Genomic DNA, 23,613 nt, shown 5'->3' with positions numbered 1-23,613 from the left:
GTCTTAGTGCGAACTCTATCGACTCTAACAGCTCTCCTTTATGGAAAATGTCAGCCTCGCTTTTTTTTGAATTATAACTTACATAAAATAATTGGTTGCTTTCGTCTTCTTTTAAGAAATCTTTCAGATCTAAAGTCGACATCGATTTATTTGAGTTCTCGACCTCAATTTTAATGTTGAATGAATCATCAATAATCGTTGCTGCTAATTTTTCCAATATACTATTATCGTCTAAACCTTTTTCTCGTTCTAAGTTCAAGTTTAGATCTAATAATAGCTCCTCAATTTCTTCATTTGTTGAGCTGATTGTAATTGTAGTTCCTTTTTTATCAGAAGCTTCAGTGGTAATTGGAATTTCGGTTCCTGCAACACTGTCTTTGGAGACTAAATCTGATTTAGATGCAGAAAACTTGCTTTTTATTCCGTCTTTGCAAGTTGTCCATTCGACTCTGTCGCCGAATTTAAATGCTGATAAGAATCCTAGACCTTTAGAACCTTGCGTAAGCCTTGTTACACCGTTTCTTTCAACAGCCTGGCCGAATTTCTTATTGCTTTTTGATATATGGAATAGAGATTGAATTTCGCTCTCTCCCATACCATCGCCATTGTCAATAATGGTTACAGTTCTATTTTTCTGACTTATTTTTATCGTGACATCGGGCGAGAAAGCATCATATGCATTTTTTATTAGCTCACTGAGAGCGAAGAGTGAAGACGGAATGTTTCTAGAAAGCTCTTCAATGATATTGCCACTGAATACTATTGATGCAGATCCCATGCGTTAATTTCCTTAATAATTTATGATTGATATTTTAATGTTCTATTTTCGCATTATGAGTATGGATTCTTTAACCATAGTTGCTGCTATCTGATTCCTATTGGCCATTCGCTTAGACGGAATATCTCGTTCCAATTTATGAACAAAATGACAACCCCGCGATTCAAGCAACTCCCTCATAATACTATCTAATGGAACCTCAATATCTGAGATCCTCCGGTTGCCCAACGTCCAGACCATATACGCATTTTCCCTAAGAAAACTCAAAGAGTTACATATTGCGTTGTCTAAGTCATATATGAAGGAAATAAGCTTTTTAATGTTCTCGGGGTTAACTGCTTTTATCTTCTCAACACAACTGACAAGAGACCTTGAACGTTCTTTTATTTCTTGGTATTTCGTATTTGAACCCTTCTTTGAGCCCCCTAAGCTCATTGAATCAATAGCACTTTTATGGGCTAGAAGTCCTGCTTGGGTCATGTTTTCAATATCACTTAAATCAATCCACATAAGTGGAAGGTAAGAGAATTGTCCATAAGTAACGGTTGTTTGGTTATCGCCGTATGGTGGTGAGCTAACTAGCAGGTCACACTTCAGCGAACTTCTGATTTTACCGGCAGAATCCGCATTCTTGATAACGACATCGCTGACAGATGTTACTCTCTTTAGAACTTGATTTTTATCCAAAATTTCCTTTTGGGCAACAATATTTTCGATATTTTTATTAAGCTTTTTTTCAAACTCTTCTATTGCTGATGGCGTCTGTTTTATTTTTTCTTCGGTCTTAATATGCAGCTTGTATGTAGAACTCCGAGAGTTACAAACGGTTCTCACAGTACTACTTAACGATAGCCAGAACACCTTTCTAGCCCATTTGGACGGCTCACTTTTAATTGCGCGATATATTGCGCTTAACTCTACTTGAGTGCTTTTTGTGAACCACTTATCAATACCATCAAAATGTACCGCTATTTCAGCCGAACTATCCTGTTTAGCTTTATCTAGCACTAGAGCGGCTTTTTCTTTTAGTTTAGCTGTATACAGGGGACCACTCTTAACTTCACAAGCTAAAATCGCTAACGGATTAATGTCTATACCTAAGAAATCTAAGCCACGGCACATTGCTTCACCAAGCGTTGTGCCTGAGCCCACGAATGGGTCGAGAACCCTGCGGACATTTCTATCCTCCGCTAAAACTGCATCAATTAACTCACCTTGCATTTCGGGAATCATCATCGCTGGATATTGTATTAATCCGTGACAATGTTGCCTCTTAGAGCGCCCTCTGAATGACCAATATGCTTCATCTCCTAGTGAGTAAGCATTAATCCTGTTAAGGAGGGCTATATCCCTGTTCTGTTCGTTCATTTTATGTCTCTATTTAGCAAAATTTGGTCACTCCATATTGAATTCAATCATATCAGTATCGGACAGAACATTCCAGGTTTGTTGAAAAATAATGATGTGGTATATCTTAATGTTATTTATGGTTTTATTTAAGTTTTCGTTGCTTGATAAATTGAGATGTTCTTGTGTTTTGGGAGGAGAAACATGGGCAGTTAAACTTAGATGTAACTAAAATGCTTTATTAACGCTAGAGAGAGCTGTTCTGAAGATGGCCATACATGTTTATATGGTTTAACAATTATTTCGTTGTCTGGTCGTGACTTCCAGACCCCTTTGTTGGTAGCTAAATACTCCAAGGTTAAATTTATTTTGTTTTTATTCAAAGCGCTACCATCTGCTAAATGCAATGTGCCCAACTGGCATTTTTCGTTCGGTCGTTGTTCAAATTCTATTGCAGTCAGATAGTTATTATTACTTTGAATATCTGCAATTAGTACTCTCCGTTTTAAACTTCGTGCTGAATCCAGATACGACCATTGCCGATACCCCTCTGGCTTAGTAAGCGGAATACATCTGGTTAGCTCATCAGGTTCCCGTATCTTTGCACTAAAGCCTTCATAGGTATTCAGATGCTCAATAGCCTTGATAAAGGTATCGAAGCTGGCCGGAAGGGCTTTAGCTCTCTCGTAAGTGCTATTTAACCGACCTGAGCCAACGGTGGAATCGGTATTCTCACCTTGAGCACTACTAAGCTGATTGGTGTCGACTGGTGGCCTTACTATAGTGGCAGATTTATATTCACACTGTTCTTTAGTGGGCTTGTCGGGTTCTTTACCGGCAATATCGCCGAACCTGTCTGTTGGCAGATTAAATATTTCTGTAGCTGCGTTTTTGTTCGGTGCTTGCTGACTTTGAAACGGTTTGCCTTGTTGTTCAGGAACTACACGGGGGCTGCCCCAGCCTGGTTTTTTCTCGTTATCAGGTTTGTCTTCGCCGTCTTTGGCTCTGTTATTGTCGTTATCACGATATATAGTCAGATGCCGGAAGGGGAAAGCAGCAGAGCAGCGAACGAGCGACAATACAAGGTAACGCCATTTATTCGGAACTACTGTAGGGAGCATTTTGCAACGGGCTATTAGGTTCGTGCTGCCAGCAAACGGAAAGTTACTTTCAATATGCGCCGGTGCGCCATTTAAACGATTTTTTAGCATGGCATCATGTACCGCTGTTGCACCTAACCAAGCTTCAGGAGAATTTAGAATTCGGGCCAGTATCCAGCCGTCTTGATCAGAAAAACGCTGGCGTAGCCCAATAATTTCTCGTTGTTCCTCCGGTTCAGACCAGGTGTGTTCCATATTCAGCACTGCATGCAAATTGTGTTTTAAGTCACCGGAGAAAATAACATCTGCCAGGTCGGTTGACACTGCATAATAAAAGCGCACCAGCTCTGCCATTGGTATCAAAATGCCGTAAGGGTCGCCGCCATGTTCTACTGCAACCATTTTGCTGAAATAGCCGTCTTTGCCAAATTTGTAATGAGTGTAGGGAATGATGTACTGGTTATGCTCCTTGGTACTGGCATTTAACACTTGGCTGGTATGCTTGGAGATCTCTAACCCTTTAAACTCAGTTAGTTGACCTGCAAACTGTTGCTGACACTCACTATTGCGCCAGATAGATCCAATACACATCGCTGGCAGCTGTCCGGTACCTATGCTGATGGTTCGCTGATCAGTGTAATCCACCAAACCGCTAGATGCAGAAGCCAACTTATTGGGAGGCAGAGCGGTAATATCAGGCGTTTTGAACGGGGTTATGACAACTTGCAGTACTGGCTCGCGTGGGAGCTTGGGGTTGGGCTGAATGGCACCGAACCAATCAACCCGCCAATAACGACTATCGGAGGGGAATTCCTTGATCTCAGGAATTCCCCGCATTAATCAACCCCGCTAACAAATTGCGGTTGTAGTACAAAATAGTGATGTACAGTACAAAATAGCATTGTGCAGTACTATCTAGGGTTGTAATTCACAACTTCTTTACCTTGAGCTTGCAAGTCTGCATGGTAGCTTGAACGCACTAATGGACCACAAGCAGCATGGGTAAAGCCTAGTTCATCGGCAAGGGCTTTAAGCTCATCAAACTCGGCTGGTGAGACGTAACGCTCAACCGGCAGGTGGAACTTAGACGGTTGCAGATATTGGCCTAAGGTTAACATTTCAACCTTGTGCTCACGTAAATCACGCAGCACTTGGGCGATTTCTTCGTTGGTTTCGCCTAGCCCCATCATCAGTCCCGATTTTGTCGGCACATTGGGATGACGCTCTTTAAAGCGCTTCAGTAGGTCGAGTGACCATTGATAGTTCGCACCTGGACGCGCTTTGCGGTAATGCATAGGCGCAGTTTCGAGGTTGTGGTTGAACACATCAGGCGGCTCGGTCGACAGAATGTCGAGGGCGGCGTCGATACGGCCACGGAAATCGGGCACTAAGATCTCAATCTTAATCTCGGGATTGAGCTTACGGATCTCACGGATACAGTCGGCAAAGTGCTGGGCACCGCCATCACGCAAATCATCGCGGTCAACCGAGGTGATTACCACGTATTTTAGCTTCATATCACGGATGGATTGAGCCAATTTAACAGGCTCTTCCGCATCGGGCTTGAGTGGACGACCATGGGCCACGTCGCAGAATGGGCAGCGGCGAGTACAAATTGCGCCCAAAATCATAAAGGTCGCAGTGCCGTGGTTAAAACATTCTGCCAAGTTAGGACAAGAAGCTTCTTCACAGACTGAGTGCAGGCCGTTAGCGCGTAACGCTTGCTTAATATCGAGAATGCGTTGGTTAGACGCGGGCAGTTTAACCCTTAACCAATCGGGTTTGCGTAACATGGTTTCGCGCTCAGAGGGCACGATTTTAACCGGAATGCGCGAGACTTTATCGGCATCTCTTAATTTGACTCCGGGTTGTAAACGTTCAGGCCTATTCATGACGCTGCTAATCCTTGATGATGAACTAGTTGTTGGTAGCCCAATAGTTGGCTAAGGGTAATAATGAGTTGTTCGCCTGCTTCTTGCACGGTTTGTGGGCCGCCCAGTTCCTTGCATTGCACCATTTCAAGCCCGGCATAACCGCAAGGGTTAATGCGGCGAAACGGCGCCAGATCCATATCGACATTCAGTGCTAAGCCGTGGAAGGAGCAGCCTTTACGAATGCGAAGCCCTAAAGAGGCGACTTTGCGCTCATCCACATACACGCCCGGCGCATCGGCCTTGGCGTAGGCATTGATAGCGTATTTGGCGAGCATATCGATAATGCTTTGCTCAATATGGGTCACGAGCTGACGCACGCCAATCTTGCTGCGTTTAATATCGAGAAGAGGGTAGACAACTAATTGTCCCGGCCCATGGTAAGTCACTTGGCCACCACGATCCACTTGGATCACGGGAATATCCCCCGGATTCAAAATATGTTCGCTTTTACCTGCTTGGCCTTGGGTAAATACGGGTGGATGTTCAACGATCCACAGTTCGTCTGGGCTGTCGCTGTTACGTGTGTCGGTGTAATGCTGCATCGCATGCCACACAGACTCATAATCCTGTTGTCCCAGATGCCGAATATGCAAAGTGGTGTCTTGCAAGGGCAACCTCTCCCCCTAGAATTGAGTGGCGCTATTATACGCCTCTTCGCCATAAATGTAAGATAGATCACATTTTCTGGCCTTGAGGAATACTTATAGTACGCGGCGTACGCCTTCGATATTGGCAAGCTCAGTGTACAGGGTTTCGATATGATCTTTGCTGGTCACTGTCACGCGGATAGTGACCGAATAGTAGCTACCTTTGCTCGATGCTTTAACTGTTGGTGAATAATCACCTGGAGCGTGTTTTTGCACTACCGCAACCACTCTATCCGTTAAGGTTTCGTGGGCATCGCCAACCACTTTGAATGGGAAGGCGCAGGGAAACTCCATGAGTTCATCAAATTTTGTGTTTAACATAGTCGTGCTCAATAACCATTTTAATAGGAACTATATGGTGGCGATTATACCCGATTCAAGGGCGATACTCCCCCAAAAACAACAAAGCCACCCGAAGGTGGCTGAGTTTTGTGAGCCGGATTAGCTAAACCAACCAGAAAACAGTTGCTTAAAGTAATCAACTAATTTGCTGAACCAGCTGCCTTCGTTGACTTCTTGTAAGGTGACTAGCGGGAATTGCGCAATATCTTTGCCATCTAACTGGAAGTATAAACGACCCACTGTTTCACCTTTTTTCAGTGGTGCGTCCAGTGGCTTAGTCAGTTCGAAGTTGGCTTTTAAGTCTTTTGCACGGCCACGGCTGACGGTAACTGGTGCATCTGTAGCGACACCTAAATCGACGGTACTCTTATCACCGTACCAAATTTTTTGCGTCACGAAGCTGTCGCCGGCCTTGTAAGGGGTCACTGTTTCGAAGAAGCGGAAACCATAGGTCAGTAGTTTTTTACTTTCTGCTTTACGAGCGGCTTCACTTTGAGTGCCTAATACCACTGAAATCAAACGCATACCGTCCTTAGTTGCAGAAGCGACTAAGTTATAACCTGCTCCAGAAGTGTGGCCGGTTTTGATACCATCCACATTCATGCTGTTATCCCACAGTAGACCATTACGGTTATATTGTTTGATACCATTGAAGGTATAGTATTTTTCGCTGTAGACACGGTATTCTTCTGGCACGTCACGAATGAGTGCTGCACCTAAAAGTGCCATATCATAGGCCGTCGTTTTATGGTTCTCTGAATCTAGGCCATGGGAGTTTTCAAAGTAGCTATCACGCATACCAAGCTGCTTTGCCCACGAGTTCATCATGTCAACAAAGGCGCCTTCAGTACCCGCAATATGTTCGGCCATCGCGACACAAGCATCGTTACCGGATTGAATGATGATGCCGCGGTTTAAGTCAGAAACTTTTACGGTTTTACCCACTTCGATAAACATTTTCGATGAGTCAGAGAAGTTCTTCGACCAAGCATTTTTACTGATGGTGACATCATCATCGGGAGATACGTTACCGGCTTTAATTTCCTGACCAATCACATAGCTGGTCATCATCTTCGTTAAGCTGGCGGGGTTTAAACTCTCGTATGCATTTTCTTCGGCAATGATTTGGCCTGAATTATAATCCATCAAGATGTAAGCCTTGGCGGCCACGGTTGGTGCATCAGGGGTAACAATCGGCTGCGCAGCATAAACAGGAAGAGAAACACTCGAAATTAGCAGCAATGTCTTAATGGGACTTTTTACAAAATTCATCATTAACTTAGCACGTCTTTTTGGTTGTATTGAAAGAAAAGGCAAAATAGTTTCGCGAGTATACCACCCTTCGACAAAGGTTTTCAGTGAAGGTTCCTTCATCTGCGGTATTTTTAAGCTAAATTGACTCCATAATGTGAGTGTTCACTATTCCAAAACCATATAGCCTTCGGGATAGCCATCTTGTTTCACTTTAATGAGTAATCGGTCGGCAAGCTCCGTTTGACCAATCGGACCGAGCTGTAGTCTAAACATATTGTTTGCCGGTTGTACACGAGTCTTGACCTGATATTTCTTCTCCAGATCCTTCGCTATTTTATGGAGTCGCTGTTTATCCTTCGAAGCCACTAACTGTATATAGTGGTTTCCTGAGGATTGAATATTGGCTATTGCCGATTGGGTTGCGGTTTTATTGCCAATATAGATGACATCCAGTTTTATGCGTGCCGTGCCTGTGCCTAGCATACCAAGCTTATAGGCGGCGGCATAGGATAAGTCTAAAATCCGGTCAGAGTGGAACGGACCGCGATCATTAATGCGAATAATCACCTGCTTATTGTTATCTAAGTTAGTGACGCGAGCGTAGCTTGGTAGGGGTAGGGTCTTATGGGCACCAGACATGCCGAACATATCGTAGGGTTCACCATTGGATGTCTCATAACCGTGGAATTTTTCGCCGTACCATGAGGCGCGACCCATTTCGGAAAAGCCTTCCCCCGAGTCTAATACCGTATAGGACTCACCATAAACCGTATAGGGTTTGTTACCGCGGCGGCTATAGGGTTCATATTTGGGGGTCGCATTCGGTACATGATCTACATTGGGTGGATTAAGGGGCATCTTATCGTTTTTAAGCGCGTAGCGGCCCTTATTGGGATCCATATTCTTATTCTTCACGCTGGCTGAGCCAGAGTTAGAACTCGAGCAGGCCGCGAGCGCAAAACAGCAGCCGAGCATCAAAAGCGATAAAAGATTATTTTTTAGCGTCATGTTGTTGCTTCAGTTGTTGGCTAAATTGATAAACAGCCATGGAATACAAGGGGCTACGGTTATAACGGGTGATTACATAAAAGTTATTGAGCCCTAACCAGTAATCTTTACTTCCCACTTGTTCTAGCTCGATAAGCATGGCTTTTTGCGAGGCATCTAAATCGCGGGCGTTGGCTAGCGATAAGCTCGGGGAGAGAATATCAGAGACCTTGTATTGTAACTTCTCGCCTGCCCACACTTTGGCTTTAGGTGCATTGGCACTGCTATTCACTAAGGGTAAAGCAACGGGGGCATGCAATTGCCAGCCATGTTCATGGAAGTAATTGGCAACACTGCCAATGGCGTCCTCTGGACTCTGGAGTAAATCACGGTTGCCGCTGCCATCAAAATCCACAGCATAGTGGCGGTAACTTGAAGGAATAAACTGACCAAAGCCCATGGCGCCAGCGTATGAGCCTTTGAGGCTATTGATATCTAAGTGTTCTTCTTTTACCAGCCTCATCAACTCACCAAATTCCTTGCGGAAGAAGGTGGCTCTTGGCTCGTAATAAAATCCTAAGGTATAGAGTGCGTCGATAACCGGATAATTACCCGTGTACTGGCCATAGAAAGTTTCGATACCAATAATAGCCACAATAATTTGTGGTTCGACTTGGTACTTAGTGGCGGCTTTGGCAATCGTCGCCTCGTGTTTTTTCCAGAAGGCCAGACCCGCGTTGAGGCGTTTTTCGGTTAAGAAAATCGGATAATACTGATGCCAAGGTTTCGCTTCCCAAGGACGCGAAATCGCATCGATAACCGCTTGGTTGTAGTTGGCTTTGGCCAAGAAATTTTCGACTTCGGCTTGGGTAAAGCCTTGTGCCATTTGGGTTTTGATAAACTCAGCCTTTAAGGCCTCAGGTAATTCTGGTGCCTCGGTTAATACCGGTGTGGGGGCCTGTGTGGTCACGGCGGCACTTGGCTGTGTTGTCGCGGACTCGTTAGCGGTTGAACAGCCAATAAGGTATGAACTGAGGCAAAGCATTGCCAGTGGAGCCAAACAAGCTCGAAGAATAGGCATTAAGAAGTCCCTAAAAATTATCTATCTACAAAACGTCTATGGGTATGAATGCTCATAAGAATGCCAAACCCTGTCATCAATGTCAGCATCGATGTGCCACCATAACTGACAAGGGGTAAAGGTACACCCACCACAGGCAGGATACCTGAAACCATACCAATATTCACAAAAACATAAACGAAGAAAGTCAATGTGATACTGCCGGCAAGGAGTCTGGCAAAGCTGGTTTGCGCCCGAGAGGCAATGACTAAGCCGCGTCCGATGATGTAGAGATACATCAGGAGGAGGATAATGCTACCTATCAGACCAAATTCTTCACCGATCACCGCAAAGATAAAGTCAGTGTGACGTTCGGGGATAAATTCTAATTGGGATTGAGTGCCATCGAGCCAACCTTTACCCCAGAGGCCGCCTGAGCCAATAGCAATTTTCGATTGGATAATGTGGTAACCCGCACCGAGGGGATCTTGTTCTGGATCGAGTAGGGTCAAGACGCGGGTTCTTTGGTAATCGTGCATTAGGAAGTACCAGAGAATAGGCAAAAATGCCAACACGGCGGCAATAAAACCGCCCACAATCACCCAGCTCATACCCGATAAAAACAGTACGAAAATACCTGATGCCGCAACTAATATAGAAGTGCCAAGATCGGGTTGTTTAGCAATTAATAATGTGGGGATCAGCAGAATGACACCTGCGCCCGCTAGATAGCGTTTTTTGGGCGGTAGTGGGAATTTACTGATATACCAAGCCATAGTAATGGGGAAGGCGAGCTTAATCAGTTCAGATGGTTGAAACTCCATAAAACCTAAGTTCAACCAGCGTTGTGCCCCTTTGTTAATCTCCCCAAAAAAATGCACCCCAAGCAGTAACACAATGCCTGCAAGGTAAATGGGTAATGCCCAGCGTTTTAGCGCCTCAGGATTAATTTGCGCCATGGTAAACATGATGCCTAGGGATAAAAACATCCTAAACAGTTGGCGTTCCATCATGCCAAGATCTTCACCACTGGCGGAATAGATAACAAATAGGCCAAAGCCCATTACAGCCAATAGGCCGAGCAACAGGGGCAGGTCGATATGTAATCGTTGCCAGATATTTTGACGTTGATGGGCACTCATGGCGTTGGTTTCCAAGTGTCTCTGAGTATATATTCATCGAGCATAGCGCGAGCGACGGGGCCAGCGTTTGCGCCACCCCAGCCGGCGTTTTCCATTACCACAGCCAGCACGATTTTCGGATCTTCAAAGGGCGCGTAGGCGACGACGAGTGCGTTATCGCGGAAATGCTCTGCAATCTTATTAGCATCGTATTTCGTGTTTTCGGCCACGCCAATCACCTGCGCCGTACCGGTTTTCATCGCCGCGGTATAGCTTGCGTCGGTGAAGCGAGACTTATGGGCGGTTTGGCGCATGGCTTCGTTAATGATATTCCAGTTGCGCGGATTTTTAAGCTCAATCGGTGGTAACTCGTTAATCGGCGAGTCAATTTTGGCCGTATTATCTTTAATCGATCTTAATAAGTGCGGCGGAAAACGGCGGCCCTTATTGGCGAGAATAGCGGTAGCATTGGCCAGTTGTAACGGAGTTGCGGTCCAGTAACCTTGACCGATACCGACTGAAATGGTGTCACCTATGTACCAAGCTTGATTGTATTTTAAGCGCTTCCATTCTTTCGACGGCATATTGCCCGCTGATTCTTCGAAAATATCGACACCAGTATTTTGGCCAAAGCCGAATTGCTCCATAAAACGGGCTATGGGATCAACACCGATTTTATAAGCTAATTCATAGAAGTAGGTATCGCAGGATTCCACGATAGCACTATAGACGTTAACCCAGCCATGGCCCCAGCGTTTCCAGTCGCGATATTTACGCTCAACCCCTGGGATTTGCCAAAAACCAGGGTCCCAAATACGGGTGTGTTCGGTCACGGCTTTTTCATCAAGTCCCAGTAGGGCAATAATAGGTTTAATCGTTGATGCGGGCGCATATTGGCCTTGGGTAGCGCGGTTAATCAGCGGACGTGATTTGTCATTCAATAAATCACTGTAATCCTTGCTGTTAATCCCTTGCACGAACTGGTTGGGATCGTAACTTGGGCTCGACACTAAAGCTAAAATCCCGCCATCCCTTGGATCGATAGCAACGATTGAGCCTTTATGGCCTTGGAGTAGTTCCACGGCTTTTTGCTGTAATTGTAAATCGAGAGTTAAGTAAATATCTTGTCCCGGCTCCGGCGGTACAATTTTAAGCGTACGGATAGTTCGGCCGCGGTTGTTTACTTCTTCTTCGAGATGACCTGGTGTGCCGTGAAGGAGTGATTCATAGTATTTTTCAATGCCTTGCTTACCAATATCCTTGGTGGCGGCATAGTTTTTCCACTGATCGTTACGCTCCAATTGAGCACGATCTCGAGTGTTGATTTTACCTACATAGCCCAGCACATGGGTGAGCTGGCTCGCATAGGGGTAGTTACGTTTTAAACCCGCCTCAACGGAGATCCCAGGAAAGCGATGTTGGTTAACGCTAAAAATGGCGACCTGTTCTTCGGTCAACTGATTTTTAAGGGTTAAGGGCTTAAAGCGGCGGTGAAACTTTAGCGCTTCGGTAAAGGTTTCACGCTCATCGGGAGTGATTTCGATTAACTTGCCTAATTCGTCCAAGGTCTCGGACATATTGGCAATTTTCTCCGGCACTAAGTCGAGAGAATAAAAGGGTTGGTTCTCGGCGAGTAACACGCCGTTTCTGTCGTAAATCAGGCCACGGCTTGGGGCGATAGGCACGACACGAATGCGGTTGTCATTAGAGCGCGTTTCGTAATCTTTATAGGATTCAACCTGAAGATGATAAAGATTGGTCACCAACACACTAAGGAGGGCGACAACACAAATAAAAGTGAACAGCGCGCGACGCTTAAACAGTGACGCCTCGGCGGCGTGGTCGTGCATGGTTATCCGCTTTTTTGGCGACACTTAGGCTATCTCCAGCTGATCCCATCCGGGTGGTTGACACTCGTTAACATCAAGATCCCGCTATTCTCTGTGATAAGGGTGATTAGTGTTCACGCTCCACGCGCGGTATAAGCTTTCGGCAACCACAATCCGCACCAGAGGATGGGGCAGGGTCAATGCCGACAGGCACCAACTCTGATGGGCGGCTTCCTTACAGGCGGGCGCTAAGCCTTCGGGGCCGCCGACCAGTAAGCTTACATCACGACCATCGAGTTGCCATTTATTCATGGCTGTCGCTAATTCTGGCGTAGTCCAGTTTTTGCCGGGAAGATCTAAGGTAACAATGTGATTGCCCTTAGGAATCGCCGCTAACATTTGCTCGCCTTCCTTTTGCAGGATGCGTGCGATGTCAGCATTTTTTCCGCGTTTACCAGCAGGGATTTCGATAAGTTCCAGCGCCATATCCCGAGGAAAGCGGCGTTGATACTCTTCAAAACCGCGGGTAACCCAATCGGGCATCCGTGTCCCCACTGCGATAAGTTGCAACTTCATTAGGCTTGCTTTTCTGACCAGAGTTTTTCAAGCTGGTAGAAATCACGGGTTTGATCTTGCATAACATGCAGGATCACGTTGCCCATATCCACCAATACCCATTCGCTGCTGTCGCGGCCTTCGATACCGATAGGTGGAATGCCTGCGGCTTTTGCTTCGATCACGAGATTTTCGGCGATCGCTTTAACGTGAGTTTTAGATGTACCAGAACAAATCACCATGTAGTCGGTGATGTTAGATTGGTTGCTGACATCGATAACCACGACGTCACGGGCTTTTAAATCGTCGATTTTATCGACAACAAACTGTTTTAATTCGGCGCTCTGCAAGCTGATGTACCTCATTCATTTTAAATAGCGCGCTAGTATATCAGTCTTAAGCGGGGGAATACATTCTCTTAGCGATCTTAGCGGCTGAGTTTGTACTCTTAGCGCTTGATTTTCGGCCTAAGAAAAATAAAGCCGTTGTTTTTGAATGTAATTTAAAGTGACGGGCAGGAGGGCGTCCTGTGGAATTTCTCCCATGGCCAGTTGTGAGCGAATTTGGGTGGACGAAATATCCTGTGGGCTGATATCAACGGTAAAGATGCGCCCATGTTGTGGTTCATTTGAGTGACTTAACGCTTCAAGCGACGCGTGGCGTACGTTTAACTCATGCAGCATCGGGTGCCCTTCGGCTAAATGCCAGCCCGGGCGCTGACATACTACGATATTGGCTAATTCAAACAATTGCTGCCATTGGTGCCAGCTTTGCAGGTGAATAAACGAATCCATCCCCATAATAAAAAACAGTTCGTCATTGGGATAAAGTCGAGTTAACTGCTTAAGGGTGACAACGGTATAGGATGGGCTGTCGCGTTTAGCTTCGATATCACATAGCTCGAAACCTGTTAATGCCTCACATACCTGCGCGACCATTTCGAGCCGCTGCGCTGTGGTAGAGTGGGTAGTGTTTTTGTGTGGCGGAATATGGTTGGGCATCAGCAGGATTTTATCCAGCTTGAGACTGGCTTTGACTTCCATCGCGGGGCGAATATGGCCGTAATGTATGGGGTCAAAGGTGCCACCTAAAATACCGATACGCATCCAGTCAGTGCCTTAATCTAAGCTGATATGGGCCAAATGGCCGTGGGCCTTGGGGTCGAATAATAAGCACAGGTGGCTGAGCCCTGTCCAATCTTCATGGCCTAATTGCTTTAAGTTCAATTCCAGCTTGGACGCGAAGGCAAGCATATGTTCGATTTGGGTGAGGCTTAAGCGCTGCAACGCGGTTTGGTACAGCGGTTTACGCTTATCCCAAATTCGATATTTACCAAAGAGACTATTTAAAGGCACGCCTTGCGCCTGTTCACTCTTGAGGCTGAGCAGCAACTGCAGCTCTTTAAACAAGGCCCAGAGTAAAATGGGCATGGCCGTACCCTCACCGTTGAGTTGGGCCAGCATATGCTGAGCACTGTCTTGGCGATTATTCAGCAGTGCATCGGTGAGCTGAAACACGGTAAAGCGGGATTGATCTTCAAAGTAATGGCTTAATTCGTCGGCACCGATAGGCTGGCTTGGGCTTAACAGTTGTAGCAACTGCATGGCCTGATCGGCGGCGAGTAAATTCCCTTCGTAGAGTGTGTACAACATAGCGCGCGCATCGGGTTGTAAATTCAGCTTAAAGTGCGTAATGCGTGAGTCGAGCCAACGTCTGAATTGGTCGCCCTCTGGCGTAGTGCAGGGTAAATAAATTCCTAAGCTATCTAAGGTTTTGAACCACTTGCTATTGGTCTGCTCGCTGGCGAGTTTTGGGCCTTCAAGGATCAGCAACACATCGGGATTCGGCGTTTGCAGTAACGCTTGTAGCGCCGCCGAACCATCTGCACCGGGTTTTGCGTTGGGGAGAGTTAGCTCAATGATGCGCCGGCTAGAAAACAGGCTCATGGACTGCCATTCCTGAGTTAAGTCGCCCCAATTAAAACCGGTTTCTTGAATTAACTGAACGCGCTCTTCAAACCCTTGGCGTTTGGCGGCTTGGCGGATCTGATCCTTGAAGGTTTCGAGCAACCAAGGATCATCACCAAAAATCAGGTAACAAGCGTGAAGCGGATTGAGATGGCGGGAGAGTTGATCAGGATAAACACGCATTTAAACCACTCTCCACATTTTATTGCAGTGCCACATTAATTTGGACCCTGCATTAATTCACCTCTGTGCTGGCCAGGGATTGCAAAATCCTATCGGCCGCTTGAATACGCATTTCTTTGACTAACAGTTCCATCTCACGGCTTTTAGCCAGTGCGGTGCGAGGATCGTCTAAGTAATCGCGGCGAATTTCAATCTTGAAAGGTTGTGCCTCTTTGCCCGGCAAGGCCACAGCAAACTCGACGAAATAGATAAGCTCATACTCGGCCACATTGCCCGTAGGGTAAAGTGACAGGGTCGAACGCTCTAAGGAGTCGGTGATAAGCCTTAACACTGGCACATCATTGGCAGCATCGACAATCTTGACGTTGTTCAAACGTAACCGCTCACGCACCAAACGGGTGAGTTCGCTGTATTCATCCGAGCTGCTCAAACTGAGTTGATTGAGCTGCTCGGGGATTTGGTAGCTACGTTGAAGCTTAAAACCGCAACCTGCGCTGGTCATAATGACCAGCGCCATGATTGCGAAAGCTAAGCGTTTAATTAGCATAAGTTTTCGCGGTTTCCTGTTTGTCGTGTGGACAGCATCTGTTTATCACATCAACGATGTTAGTTGGCAACGATGCTGAGCAGTTTACCGGGTACATAGATCACTTTACGAACCGTAACGCCATCTAAGTACTTGATGACTTGCTCGTCCGCCATACCCAGTGCTTCAACAGACGCTTGGTCAGCATCGGCAGCGACAGTGATCTTAGCACGCACTTTACCGTTCACTTGTACCACGATGAGTTTGCTGTCTTCTACCAGAGCAGATTCATCCACAACTGGCCATTGGCTGTCTTCGATACTGTTGGTGTTTCCCAGCTCATTCCACAGGGTGAAGCTCACGTGCGGGATGATGGGGTACAGTAAACGCACTACCGCAGTTAAGGCTTCGCCGATAATAGCTCGGTCTTGACCTGTGGTTTGTGGCGCTTTTTGCAGATGGTTCATCAGTTCCATTACGGCGGCAACCGCAGTATTGAACATCTGACGACGGCCGATATCATCGGTCACCTTCGCGATAGTCTTGTGCACTTCACGGCGCAGTGCTTTTTGCTCGCTTGTTAATTTGCTGACGTCTAGTGCTTCGCTGTTATCCTGCGCCACATATTCGCTGGCCAGTTTCCACAGACGTTTGATAAAGCGGTGCGCGCCTTCAACGCCAGACTCTTGCCATTCCAGCGTTAATTCTGGTGGTGAGGCGAACATCATAAACAGACGCACAGTGTCGGCACCGTATTTTTCGACCATTACCTGTGGGTCGATACCGTTGTTTTTCGACTTAGACATTTTGCACATACCGGTGTAAACCAGTTCGTTGCCGTCTTTATCGATAGCTTTAGTCACTCGGCCCTTGTCGTCTTTTTCGGTAGTGACTACATCCAGCGGAGACACCCATACACGGGCACCTTTATCGTTGGTGTAGTAGTAGGCATCGGCCAGAACCATGCCTTGGGTCAGCAGTTGTTTTGCTGGCTCGTTAGTGTTTACTAGGCCCGCGTCACGCAGCAACTTGTGGAAGAAGCGGAAATATAACAAGTGCATACAGGCGTGTTCGATACCACCAATGTACTGATCCACTGGCAACCAGTAGTTAGCCTTGGTTGGATCTAACATTTGATCAGCCTTTGGGCTGCAATAACGGGCGTAATACCATGAAGATTCCATAAAGGTATCAAAGGTATCAGTCTCGCGCAGCGCGTCTTGGCCGTTAACTTGGGTTTTCGCCCATTCTTTATCGGCCTTGATTGGGCTTTGGATCCCGTCCATCACCACATCTTCTGGCAGGATCACCGGCAGTTGATCTTCAGGTGTTGGGATAACAGTGCCGTCGGCTAAGGTCACCATAGGAATTGGTGCGCCCCAGTAACGTTGACGTGATACACCCCAGTCACGCAGACGGTAGTTTACTTGGCGTTTGCCTTTACCTTCTGCCACTAACTTGTCGGCGATGGCATTGAAGGCGCCGTCAAAGTCTAAACCGTCGAACTCGCCAGAGTTAAACAGCACGCCTTTTTCGGTGTAAGCCGCTTCGCTGATGTCTAACTCGCCGTCAACAGGTTTGATAACCGCTTCGATTGGCAGATTGTACTTTTTCGCAAATTCGTAATCGCGTTGGTCGTGACAAGGAACTGACATCACAGCGCCGGTGCCATAGTTCATCAGTACGAAGTTAGCCGCCCAAATGGGCACTTGTTTGCCAGTGATGGGGTGAATAGCGTATAGACCTGTCGCGACGCCACGTTTTTCCATGGTGGCTAAATCGGCTTCTGACGTGGTGCTGTTTTTGCACTCATCGATAAAGGCAGCCAGCTCAGGGTTAGTTTGCGCCGCTAATTCTGCTAATGGGTGACCCGCAGCAATCGCTACATAGGTTACGCCCATCAGGGTATCGGGGCGGGTAGTGTAGATATCGAATGACTTATCGCTACCTGCCACACCGAAGGTCATTTCCACGCCTTCGCTGCGACCAATCCAGTTGCGCTGCATAGTCTTAACTTGCTCAGGCCAGCCGTCTAAGGTGTCGATATCGTTTAACAGTTCTTCGGCGTAGGCGGTGATCTTAATGAACCACTGTGGAATTTCTTTTTGTTCTACAGGGGTATCACAGCGCCAGCAGCAACCGTCTTGCACCTGCTCGTTTGCTAGTACGGTTTCATCGTTAGGGCACCAGTTTACAGAAGCGGTCTTCTTGTAAACTAAGCCCTTTTCGTACAGTTTAGTGAAGAACCATTGTTCCCAGCGGTAATATTCTGGGGTACAAGTGGCGATTTCACGGCTCCAGTCATAGCCAAAACCCAGCAATTTTAGCTGGTTTTTCATGTACTCAATATTTTGATAAGTCCATGGTGCTGGTGCGGTTTTGTTGTTGATTGCGGCGTTTTCTGCAGGCAAACCGAAAGAGTCCCAACCGATAGGTTGTAGCACGTTTTTGCCTTGAAGACGCTGGAAGCGGGCAACCACATCGCCTATGGTATAGTTGCGAACGTGTCCCATGTGGAGTCGACCTGAAGGGTACGGAAACATCGAAAGGCAATAAAACTTTTCTTTGTTTGCATCTTCAGTAACTTCAAAGGTTTTGTTGTCGTGCCAGTGCTTTTGCACTAAGGCTTCAATTTCTGAGGGATTATATTGCTCTTGCATCACGCTATTTCCGGCAGTGCCGCCTATTTATTTGATCTAACGCCATATCGACGCGAATAAGATCTGCATAGAATAAACTAGAAGCGATGCATTAAAAAGGTTCTATGAAGGAGTATTGGTTATGAATGATAGAAGTAGTGCGCTACTAGGACTGTATCAAGCCTTAATTAACGAAGTGAAAGCGCAATTTGCGGAAGATAACTCGCTGACTGCAAAGAATTTATTTAAGTCTGTCACTCAAGGGAAGGAGTTCTTACGCCTCAAAGAACAAGCGGGGGAAGATGAGCTCGCGTTAGTTGAGCAATTCTTAAAGCGTGATATCGCCAGCTTTTTGCGTGAGCAAAATGCCGACAGCTTAAGCCACAGCCCAACGGTGATCACTCTAGAAAACACCCTTTGGCATTGGTTAAGTGAAATCACCGACCGCAGCCAAGTGGAATGGCATGAACTGGCTCAAGACTTTAAACACCACGGCTATTACCAGAGTGGCGATATTGTTAGCCAAGGGGTGATGGTGTGCACTAACTGTGGCCATGAAATGAGTATTGAGTTTCCGGGCGTGATCCCCGATTGCCCAGAGTGTGACCATGAAGAGTTTACTCGTGAGGCGTTAACGCCTTAGCCTTGTGGATGCGCCAGAAATAAAAAACGACGCTTAGCGTCGTTTTTTATTAGCCATCAACAGCCTTGGACATTGATATCGTAAAGCGGCGGAGTGCTCGAATCGGCTGCTTGGGTATAGCGGAAATAACATTGGTCATCGTTGACTAAGGTATTAGCATCCAAGTCGTAGCCAATATATGTAATATCAATACCTTGATATTGAATGACGAGTTTATCATCTTTCTCTATCCATTTTTCGATATCGGTATTGTCCAGATAACCCCACTTGAGGCGGGTTTCTGCCACACCATCACCATTAAGGTCGATGTCAATAATATCATCACGGCCTGCGACGGCTTGACTCTGTAAGCTGGGCATTTGGGTCTTGGAATAGGCTAAGGTATTTGCGGCTTTTACACTGGCATGGAGTTGCAGCAGACTTTTTTCCCGCGCCTCTTTGCTCAGGCCGATAAATTTCGGCGCGACGATAACCGCTAAAATCCCGAGCACTATGATAACGACCACGAGTTCGATTAAGGTAAAACCTTGAGTGCGTTTCTGATTAATCATTTCAAATTCTGTTGCTGCTTTTGACGACGGATAAAACCGAGTAACAGCAGTACTCCACATAAGGCTAACAGTGGTGTTTGGCCGATTTTAGCAAACCAAGTTTGGCCTGTAACCAGTGGAATTGTGGCTCGCAATACACCCGTTTCAAATTGCGGCAGAGAAGCTGTGATATTGCCATGCTCATCGACAACGGCGGTTACACCATTATTGGTGGCACGAACCAGAGGACGGCCTAACTCAATGGCGCGCATTTGAGCAATTTCCATATGTTGTAATGGACCATTTGAGGTGCCAAACCAGGCATCGTTGGAGACGGTTAACAGCAGATCCGTCCCGAGATTAACGCTGTCACGCAATTGTTCAGGGAAGGCTATTTCATAACAAATTGCTGGCGCAATTTTATGGCCTACCGCGCTCAAATTTGGCTGTTGATAGTCGCCTCGCGCAAAAGAGGACATGGGCAGATTAAAGAAAGGCGCAATCGGCCGCAGCAGTGTTTCTAAGGGCACAAACTCACCAATTGGCAACAGATGGTGCTTTTTAAACTGGTTGCTGCCATCGCTTTCATAATCTGGGCTATCTTGCTGTTTCAGATTATGATTACCTAATACAATCAGTGAATTATAAAAATTGTCATGTTGACGACTGATAATGCCAGTAATGATGGATGTGTGGTTAAGGTTGGCCACTTTATTGGCATTATCCAAAAATTCTTGCACCATAGATTCTGGCGCTGGGATTGCTGCTTCTGGCCAGACGATAATGTCAGCATCAAAGTGTTCACGGGACAAATCCATGTATTTCAACAGGGTCGGCCAGAGTGCATCGGGTTCCCATTTCATACTTTGCGGAATATTGCCTTGCACAAGCGCGACCTTGACCGACTCGCCTGTCGGCTCGATTTGCGTTAGCTTAGGCGCGACCCAAGTAGCGGCTGCGATGATGGGCAGTAAAATCAACAGACTTTTGTAGCGCTTGCTAAAACACAAGGCGAATGCGCCCGCAACCATGGCGATGATGAAACTTAATCCTAAGGCGCCAATAATACTCGCGAATTCCTTTAATGGGCCTTCAGTTTGGGAGTAGCCTGCCCAAATCCAAGGGAAACCTGTCAAAACCCAGCCTCTGGCCCATTCGGTTAAGACCCAAAGCGCGGGGAAGAAGAGCAGGTTACGCCATAGCGAGGGAGTATTAGTGCGAGTCAACCACGCTAAACCCAGACCCGTTAAGGCCGGATAGAGGGCTAAATAGAGTGCTAACAGCGCCATTAGCCCTACTGAAGCGGCTAAGGGGAGGCCACCGAAGGTGTCCATACTGACATGCACCCAACTGATCCCAACGGCAAAACAGCCAAAACCAAAGCTTAACCAATGGAAAAAGCTTGCTTTAGGGCTTAAGGATTCACTCTGCCAAAGGGCTAACGCCATGGCGATAGGATAGATGATCCAGAAGGAATACGGGGCAAAGGAAAGCGCTGTACTGGCGCCTAAAATAAACGCCAGTACGAGGCGTAACGCACTCAATCGAGACTTTTGTTGGGCAAAAGCCCGAATGTTAGTTAGCACGGATCATTCTTCTTACAAGGAGAGTTATTCTTACGCAGAGGGTTATTCTACGTCTTCACCGATATTGGGATCGGGGAGTTTTACTCTGAGTTGGATTAAACGTCGGGTATCGGCGTTGATAACTTTAAATTCAATACCTTCGATCATGATGCTCTCATTGCGCTCCGGCAAGTGGCCAAAGGCATGGGACACCAAGCCACCAACGGTATCAAACTCTTCATCGCTGAAATGGGTGTTGAATTCTTCGTTAAAATCTTCGATAGGCGTAAGCGCCTTCACCATATAGACAGTATTGCCGACTTTGCGGATTTCGGTGTCTTCAGGGCTATCGTGATCGAATTCATCTTCAATCTCACCGACGATTTCTTCGAGAATATCTTCAATAGTTACCAGACCAGATACGCCACCGTACTCATCAACGACAATCGCCATATGGTAACGCTGGGAGCGGAATTCTTTGAGTAACACATCGACGCGTTTACTCTCTGGCACAACAACCGCTGGGCGGATCACGCGCTCAAGGGAAAAGGGTTCTTCACTGTTTGAGAAACCATAAGGGATCAAATCTTTAGCCAGTAAAATGCCTTCGATATGGTCTTTGTCTTCGTTAACCACAGGGAAGCGAGAATGGCCTGAACCGATAACAGTTGCGAGCAACTCTTCAACGGTATTGTCGATTTGAATCGCGACAATTTGAGCTCGTGGGATCATAATGTCCCGAACACGCATATCGGAAACTTCCAATACACCTTTAATCATTTCGCGGGTGTCTTCAGAGATCAGTTCGCGCTGTTCTGCGCCATCAATTACATCAACTAAGTCTTCGCGATTTTGAGGTTCGCCCTGAAATAACTGACTTACTCTGTCAAACCAGCTTTTCTTTTGGGCGCTCGTACTCGGGGGGATATCGTCACTCATAGTTTTCTCATTAACCTTGATAGAGAGTATCTCAGTTAATTATTGTTCCTTATATGGGTCAGTAAAACCTAAGCTTTCAATGAGTTGAGTCTCTAATGACTCCATCTCTTCGGCTTCTTCGTCTTCAATGTGATCATAACCTAGCAGATGCAGGCAACCATGTACAACCATGTGTGCCCAATGGGCTTCTAGGGTTTTATCTTGTTCACGCGCTTCATTTTCAACGACTGCGGCACAAATGACAAGATCTCCAAGCAGTGGAAGTTCAATTTCTGGCGGTGCTTCAAAGGGAAACGACAACACATTAGTGGGCTTGTCTTTCCCTCTGTAAGTGCTGTTTAGCATTTGGCTTTCACGGGCATCGACGATGCGGATCGTCAGCTCCGCCTGTTCCATGCTATTACCAATGGCGGTTTTTACCCAGAGGGCAAATTGTTCTTCACTAGGAAGATAGTCACTCGCCGTGGCGTATTGCACATCTAAGGCTAAATCAAGACTCATGCTTTATAACTTCCTGTTGCGTTTGTGGGTGCGCTTGTTGATTGTCGCGGCGCTCTTTTTCGGCCTTTAATGCCTGCTCTTTACGATCAAAAGCCTCATAGGCTTCGACAATGCGAGCAACCACAGGATGACGCACAACGTCTTGAGACACGAAGAAGTTGAAGCTGATTTCTTCCACTTGGCTTAATACTTCAATGGCGTGGCGCAGACCTGACTTAACATGTTTGGGTAAGTCGGTTTGGGTGATGTCACCAGTAATGACCGCGCGTGAGTTAAAGCCAATACGGGTTAAGAACATTTTCATCTGTTCAACCGTGGTGTTTTGGCTCTCATCGAGAATAATAAAGGCATCGTTTAAGGTGCGGCCACGCATGTAGGCCAAAGGCGCTACTTCGATAACGTTTTTCTCGATTAAGCGCTCGACCTTTTCAAAGCCGAGCATTTCAAACAAGGCATCATAGAGCGGGCGCAGATAGGGGTCGACCTTCTGGCTTAAATCGCCCGGTAAGAAGCCGAGTTTTTCCCCCGCTTCAACCGCGGGGCGGGTGAGCAGAATACGGCGCACTTCTTGACGCTCTAGTGCATCAACGGCGGCGGCAACGGCCAAATAGGTTTTACCTGTGCCCGCTGGACCAATACCAAAGGTAATATCATGGCGCACAATGTTGGCCACATAGGTGCTTTGGTTGGGGTTACGCGGTTTTATCACGCCACGGCGGGTTTTGATAACTAAGGCTTTATCGTCACCGCTGTCGTCCTGCTCTAGGGCAATGGCTTCTTGAATGGCCAAATGCACTTGTTCAGGGTCGAGATCCGGCGTGCTGCCCTTGACCGTTTGAGTTTCAATATAGAGCTGCTTAAGTAAGTTATTGGCACTTAAACAGTGACGTGGTAATCCGGTAATTTGGAAATGGTTGTTCTTACGGACTATCTCAACGCCAACGCGACGCTCAATCTGTTTGATATTGTCATCGAAGGGACCGCACAGTGAAGCCAAACGGCGGGTTTCTGCGGGTTCGAGATACAAATTCATTGTGGTTAATTTACTGGACAAACAGTACTCCTATTGTCAAATAACAAGCAAATTATCAAATACCAAGCAAAGTGCCGAGTGAAAGCTAAGTGCGATGTCAGTCAACTATCGCAGCCTCTATTCAGAAGATAAT

Annotated in this window: 23 protein-coding genes; 1 reads left to right on the top strand and 22 read right to left on the bottom strand. The window is 46.6% G+C overall.

The annotated features are described in order from the left end of the window. From MMG82_RS03590 to leuS, 17 genes are all read right to left on the bottom strand, one after another. Positions 1–778, bottom strand: a 778-nt coding sequence (locus MMG82_RS03590; protein WP_241406471.1) for an ATP-binding protein, incomplete at its 3' end; no start/stop codon positions are given. Between the two features lie 42 nt (positions 779–820). Further along, complete coding sequence (locus MMG82_RS03585; RefSeq protein WP_241406470.1) at positions 821–2,146, bottom strand: DNA methyltransferase; 1,326 nt, start codon at positions 2,144–2,146, stop codon at positions 821–823. 197 nt (positions 2,147–2,343) lie between these two features. After that, positions 2,344–4,062, bottom strand: a complete 1,719-nt coding sequence (locus MMG82_RS03580) for a hypothetical protein (RefSeq protein ID WP_241406469.1) — start codon at positions 4,060–4,062, stop codon at positions 2,344–2,346. A 74-nt stretch (positions 4,063–4,136) separates the two neighbouring features. After that, a complete protein-coding gene (gene lipA / locus MMG82_RS03575; protein ID WP_241406468.1) occupies positions 4,137–5,117 on the bottom strand; it encodes a lipoyl synthase in 981 nt (326 codons plus the stop codon). Continuing rightward, a complete protein-coding gene (gene lipB / locus MMG82_RS03570) occupies positions 5,114–5,767 on the bottom strand; it encodes a lipoyl(octanoyl) transferase LipB (protein ID WP_241406467.1) in 654 nt (217 codons plus the stop codon). Before lipB ends, lipA begins: the two co-directional genes overlap by 4 nt. A gap of 93 nt (positions 5,768–5,860) precedes the next feature. Then, complete coding sequence (ybeD, locus tag MMG82_RS03565) at positions 5,861–6,127, bottom strand: DUF493 family protein YbeD (RefSeq protein ID WP_011071394.1); 267 nt, start codon at positions 6,125–6,127, stop codon at positions 5,861–5,863. Between the two features lie 120 nt (positions 6,128–6,247). After that, entirely contained in the window at positions 6,248–7,423 is a 1,176-nt protein-coding gene (locus MMG82_RS03560) for a serine hydrolase (RefSeq protein ID WP_037430803.1), read from the bottom strand. Positions 7,424–7,567: 144 nt separating this feature from the next. Continuing rightward, a complete protein-coding gene (locus tag MMG82_RS03555; RefSeq protein WP_037415153.1) occupies positions 7,568–8,410 on the bottom strand; it encodes a septal ring lytic transglycosylase RlpA family protein in 843 nt (280 codons plus the stop codon). Beyond that, positions 8,394–9,470 carry a lytic murein transglycosylase B gene (mltB, locus tag MMG82_RS03550; RefSeq protein ID WP_047536939.1) on the bottom strand — a complete coding sequence of 359 codons (1,077 nt, stop codon included), beginning with the start codon at positions 9,468–9,470 and terminating at the stop codon, positions 8,394–8,396. Before mltB ends, MMG82_RS03555 begins: the two co-directional genes overlap by 17 nt. A 17-nt stretch (positions 9,471–9,487) precedes the next feature. Further along, the gene (gene rodA / locus MMG82_RS03545) at positions 9,488–10,591 is read right to left on the bottom strand and encodes a rod shape-determining protein RodA (protein ID WP_037415160.1); all 1,104 of its coding nucleotides are present in this window, start codon (positions 10,589–10,591) and stop codon (positions 9,488–9,490) included. Then, positions 10,588–12,444: a penicillin-binding protein 2 gene (mrdA, locus tag MMG82_RS03540; protein ID WP_047536937.1), complete on the bottom strand. Its 1,857-nt coding sequence runs from the start codon at positions 12,442–12,444 to the stop codon at positions 10,588–10,590. Before mrdA ends, rodA begins: the two co-directional genes overlap by 4 nt. A gap of 60 nt (positions 12,445–12,504) precedes the next feature. Next, positions 12,505–12,975 carry a 23S rRNA (pseudouridine(1915)-N(3))-methyltransferase RlmH gene (gene rlmH / locus MMG82_RS03535; RefSeq protein ID WP_037415165.1) on the bottom strand — a complete coding sequence of 157 codons (471 nt, stop codon included), beginning with the start codon at positions 12,973–12,975 and terminating at the stop codon, positions 12,505–12,507. After that, complete coding sequence (gene rsfS / locus MMG82_RS03530) at positions 12,975–13,304, bottom strand: ribosome silencing factor (protein WP_011071401.1); 330 nt, start codon at positions 13,302–13,304, stop codon at positions 12,975–12,977. Before rsfS ends, rlmH begins: the two co-directional genes overlap by 1 nt. 117 nt (positions 13,305–13,421) lie before the next feature. Beyond that, the gene (gene nadD / locus MMG82_RS03525; RefSeq protein ID WP_047536934.1) at positions 13,422–14,060 is read right to left on the bottom strand and encodes a nicotinate-nucleotide adenylyltransferase; all 639 of its coding nucleotides are present in this window, start codon (positions 14,058–14,060) and stop codon (positions 13,422–13,424) included. Between the two features lie 12 nt (positions 14,061–14,072). After that, positions 14,073–15,104: a DNA polymerase III subunit delta gene (gene holA / locus MMG82_RS03520; protein WP_047536931.1), complete on the bottom strand. Its 1,032-nt coding sequence runs from the start codon at positions 15,102–15,104 to the stop codon at positions 14,073–14,075. Between the two features lie 52 nt (positions 15,105–15,156). Then, entirely contained in the window at positions 15,157–15,651 is a 495-nt protein-coding gene (gene lptE / locus MMG82_RS03515) for an LPS assembly lipoprotein LptE (RefSeq protein WP_037415176.1), read from the bottom strand. A 59-nt stretch (positions 15,652–15,710) separates the two neighbouring features. Beyond that, positions 15,711–18,290: a leucine--tRNA ligase gene (gene leuS / locus MMG82_RS03510; RefSeq protein ID WP_241406466.1), complete on the bottom strand. Its 2,580-nt coding sequence runs from the start codon at positions 18,288–18,290 to the stop codon at positions 15,711–15,713. A 121-nt stretch (positions 18,291–18,411) separates the two neighbouring features. On the opposite strand from leuS, the gene MMG82_RS03505 reads away from it, so the two are divergent. Then, positions 18,412–18,912 carry a zinc ribbon-containing protein gene (locus MMG82_RS03505; protein WP_023268299.1) on the top strand — a complete coding sequence of 167 codons (501 nt, stop codon included), beginning with the start codon at positions 18,412–18,414 and terminating at the stop codon, positions 18,910–18,912. Between the two features lie 56 nt (positions 18,913–18,968). Here MMG82_RS03505 and MMG82_RS03500 read toward each other — a convergent pair whose 3' ends face one another. The 5 genes from MMG82_RS03500 to MMG82_RS03480 are packed head-to-tail and all read right to left on the bottom strand — an operon-like array spanning position 18,969 to position 23,501. Beyond that, positions 18,969–19,463, bottom strand: coding sequence for a type II secretion system protein (locus MMG82_RS03500; protein WP_047536925.1), 495 nt, complete (start codon positions 19,461–19,463; stop codon positions 18,969–18,971). Continuing rightward, complete coding sequence (gene lnt / locus MMG82_RS03495; protein ID WP_047536922.1) at positions 19,460–21,028, bottom strand: apolipoprotein N-acyltransferase; 1,569 nt, start codon at positions 21,026–21,028, stop codon at positions 19,460–19,462. The genes MMG82_RS03500 and lnt overlap by 4 nt, the downstream gene beginning before the upstream one ends. A 42-nt stretch (positions 21,029–21,070) precedes the next feature. After that, on the bottom strand, positions 21,071–21,946 hold the full coding sequence (gene corC / locus MMG82_RS03490) for a CNNM family magnesium/cobalt transport protein CorC (RefSeq protein WP_037415189.1): 876 nt from the start codon (positions 21,944–21,946) through the stop codon (positions 21,071–21,073). 39 nt (positions 21,947–21,985) lie between these two features. Next, the gene (gene ybeY, locus MMG82_RS03485) at positions 21,986–22,447 is read right to left on the bottom strand and encodes an rRNA maturation RNase YbeY (RefSeq protein ID WP_023268295.1); all 462 of its coding nucleotides are present in this window, start codon (positions 22,445–22,447) and stop codon (positions 21,986–21,988) included. Further along, positions 22,437–23,501, bottom strand: a complete 1,065-nt coding sequence (locus tag MMG82_RS03480; protein WP_047536919.1) for a PhoH family protein — start codon at positions 23,499–23,501, stop codon at positions 22,437–22,439. Before MMG82_RS03480 ends, ybeY begins: the two co-directional genes overlap by 11 nt. Between the last annotated feature and the right edge of the window lie 112 nt (positions 23,502–23,613).

This window comes from Shewanella sp. MM_2022_3, from assembly GCF_022557375.1.
Classification (GTDB): domain Bacteria; phylum Pseudomonadota; class Gammaproteobacteria; order Enterobacterales; family Shewanellaceae; genus Shewanella; species Shewanella xiamenensis.
The sequence above is the reverse complement of the archived record's forward strand: the minus strand, read 5'-3'. Positions and strand labels throughout refer to the sequence as shown.

What these genes read in the sequence shown, in the direction of transcription:
- ybeD (WP_011071394.1), bottom strand. Translation starts at nt 6,127, where the DNA reads ATGTTAAACACAAAATTTGATGAACTCATGGAGTTTCCCTGCGCCTTC.
- MMG82_RS03505 (WP_023268299.1), top strand. Translation starts at nt 18,412, where the DNA reads ATGAATGATAGAAGTAGTGCGCTACTAGGACTGTATCAAGCCTTAATT.
- lipA (WP_241406468.1), bottom strand. Translation starts at nt 5,117, where the DNA reads ATGAATAGGCCTGAACGTTTACAACCCGGAGTCAAATTAAGAGATGCC.
- rodA (WP_037415160.1), bottom strand. Translation starts at nt 10,591, where the DNA reads ATGAGTGCCCATCAACGTCAAAATATCTGGCAACGATTACATATCGAC.
- MMG82_RS03500 (WP_047536925.1), bottom strand. Translation starts at nt 19,463, where the DNA reads ATGATTAATCAGAAACGCACTCAAGGTTTTACCTTAATCGAACTCGTG.
- leuS (WP_241406466.1), bottom strand. Translation starts at nt 18,290, where the DNA reads ATGCAAGAGCAATATAATCCCTCAGAAATTGAAGCCTTAGTGCAAAAG.
- MMG82_RS03580 (WP_241406469.1), bottom strand. Translation starts at nt 4,062, where the DNA reads ATGCGGGGAATTCCTGAGATCAAGGAATTCCCCTCCGATAGTCGTTAT.
- nadD (WP_047536934.1), bottom strand. Translation starts at nt 14,060, where the DNA reads ATGCGTATCGGTATTTTAGGTGGCACCTTTGACCCCATACATTACGGC.
- mltB (WP_047536939.1), bottom strand. Translation starts at nt 9,470, where the DNA reads ATGCCTATTCTTCGAGCTTGTTTGGCTCCACTGGCAATGCTTTGCCTC.
- MMG82_RS03560 (WP_037430803.1), bottom strand. Translation starts at nt 7,423, where the DNA reads ATGATGAATTTTGTAAAAAGTCCCATTAAGACATTGCTGCTAATTTCG.
- corC (WP_037415189.1), bottom strand. Translation starts at nt 21,946, where the DNA reads ATGAGTGACGATATCCCCCCGAGTACGAGCGCCCAAAAGAAAAGCTGG.
- ybeY (WP_023268295.1), bottom strand. Translation starts at nt 22,447, where the DNA reads ATGAGTCTTGATTTAGCCTTAGATGTGCAATACGCCACGGCGAGTGAC.
- lptE (WP_037415176.1), bottom strand. Translation starts at nt 15,651, where the DNA reads ATGCTAATTAAACGCTTAGCTTTCGCAATCATGGCGCTGGTCATTATG.
- rlmH (WP_037415165.1), bottom strand. Translation starts at nt 12,975, where the DNA reads ATGAAGTTGCAACTTATCGCAGTGGGGACACGGATGCCCGATTGGGTT.
- holA (WP_047536931.1), bottom strand. Translation starts at nt 15,104, where the DNA reads ATGCGTGTTTATCCTGATCAACTCTCCCGCCATCTCAATCCGCTTCAC.
- MMG82_RS03555 (WP_037415153.1), bottom strand. Translation starts at nt 8,410, where the DNA reads ATGACGCTAAAAAATAATCTTTTATCGCTTTTGATGCTCGGCTGCTGT.
- MMG82_RS03585 (WP_241406470.1), bottom strand. Translation starts at nt 2,146, where the DNA reads ATGAACGAACAGAACAGGGATATAGCCCTCCTTAACAGGATTAATGCT.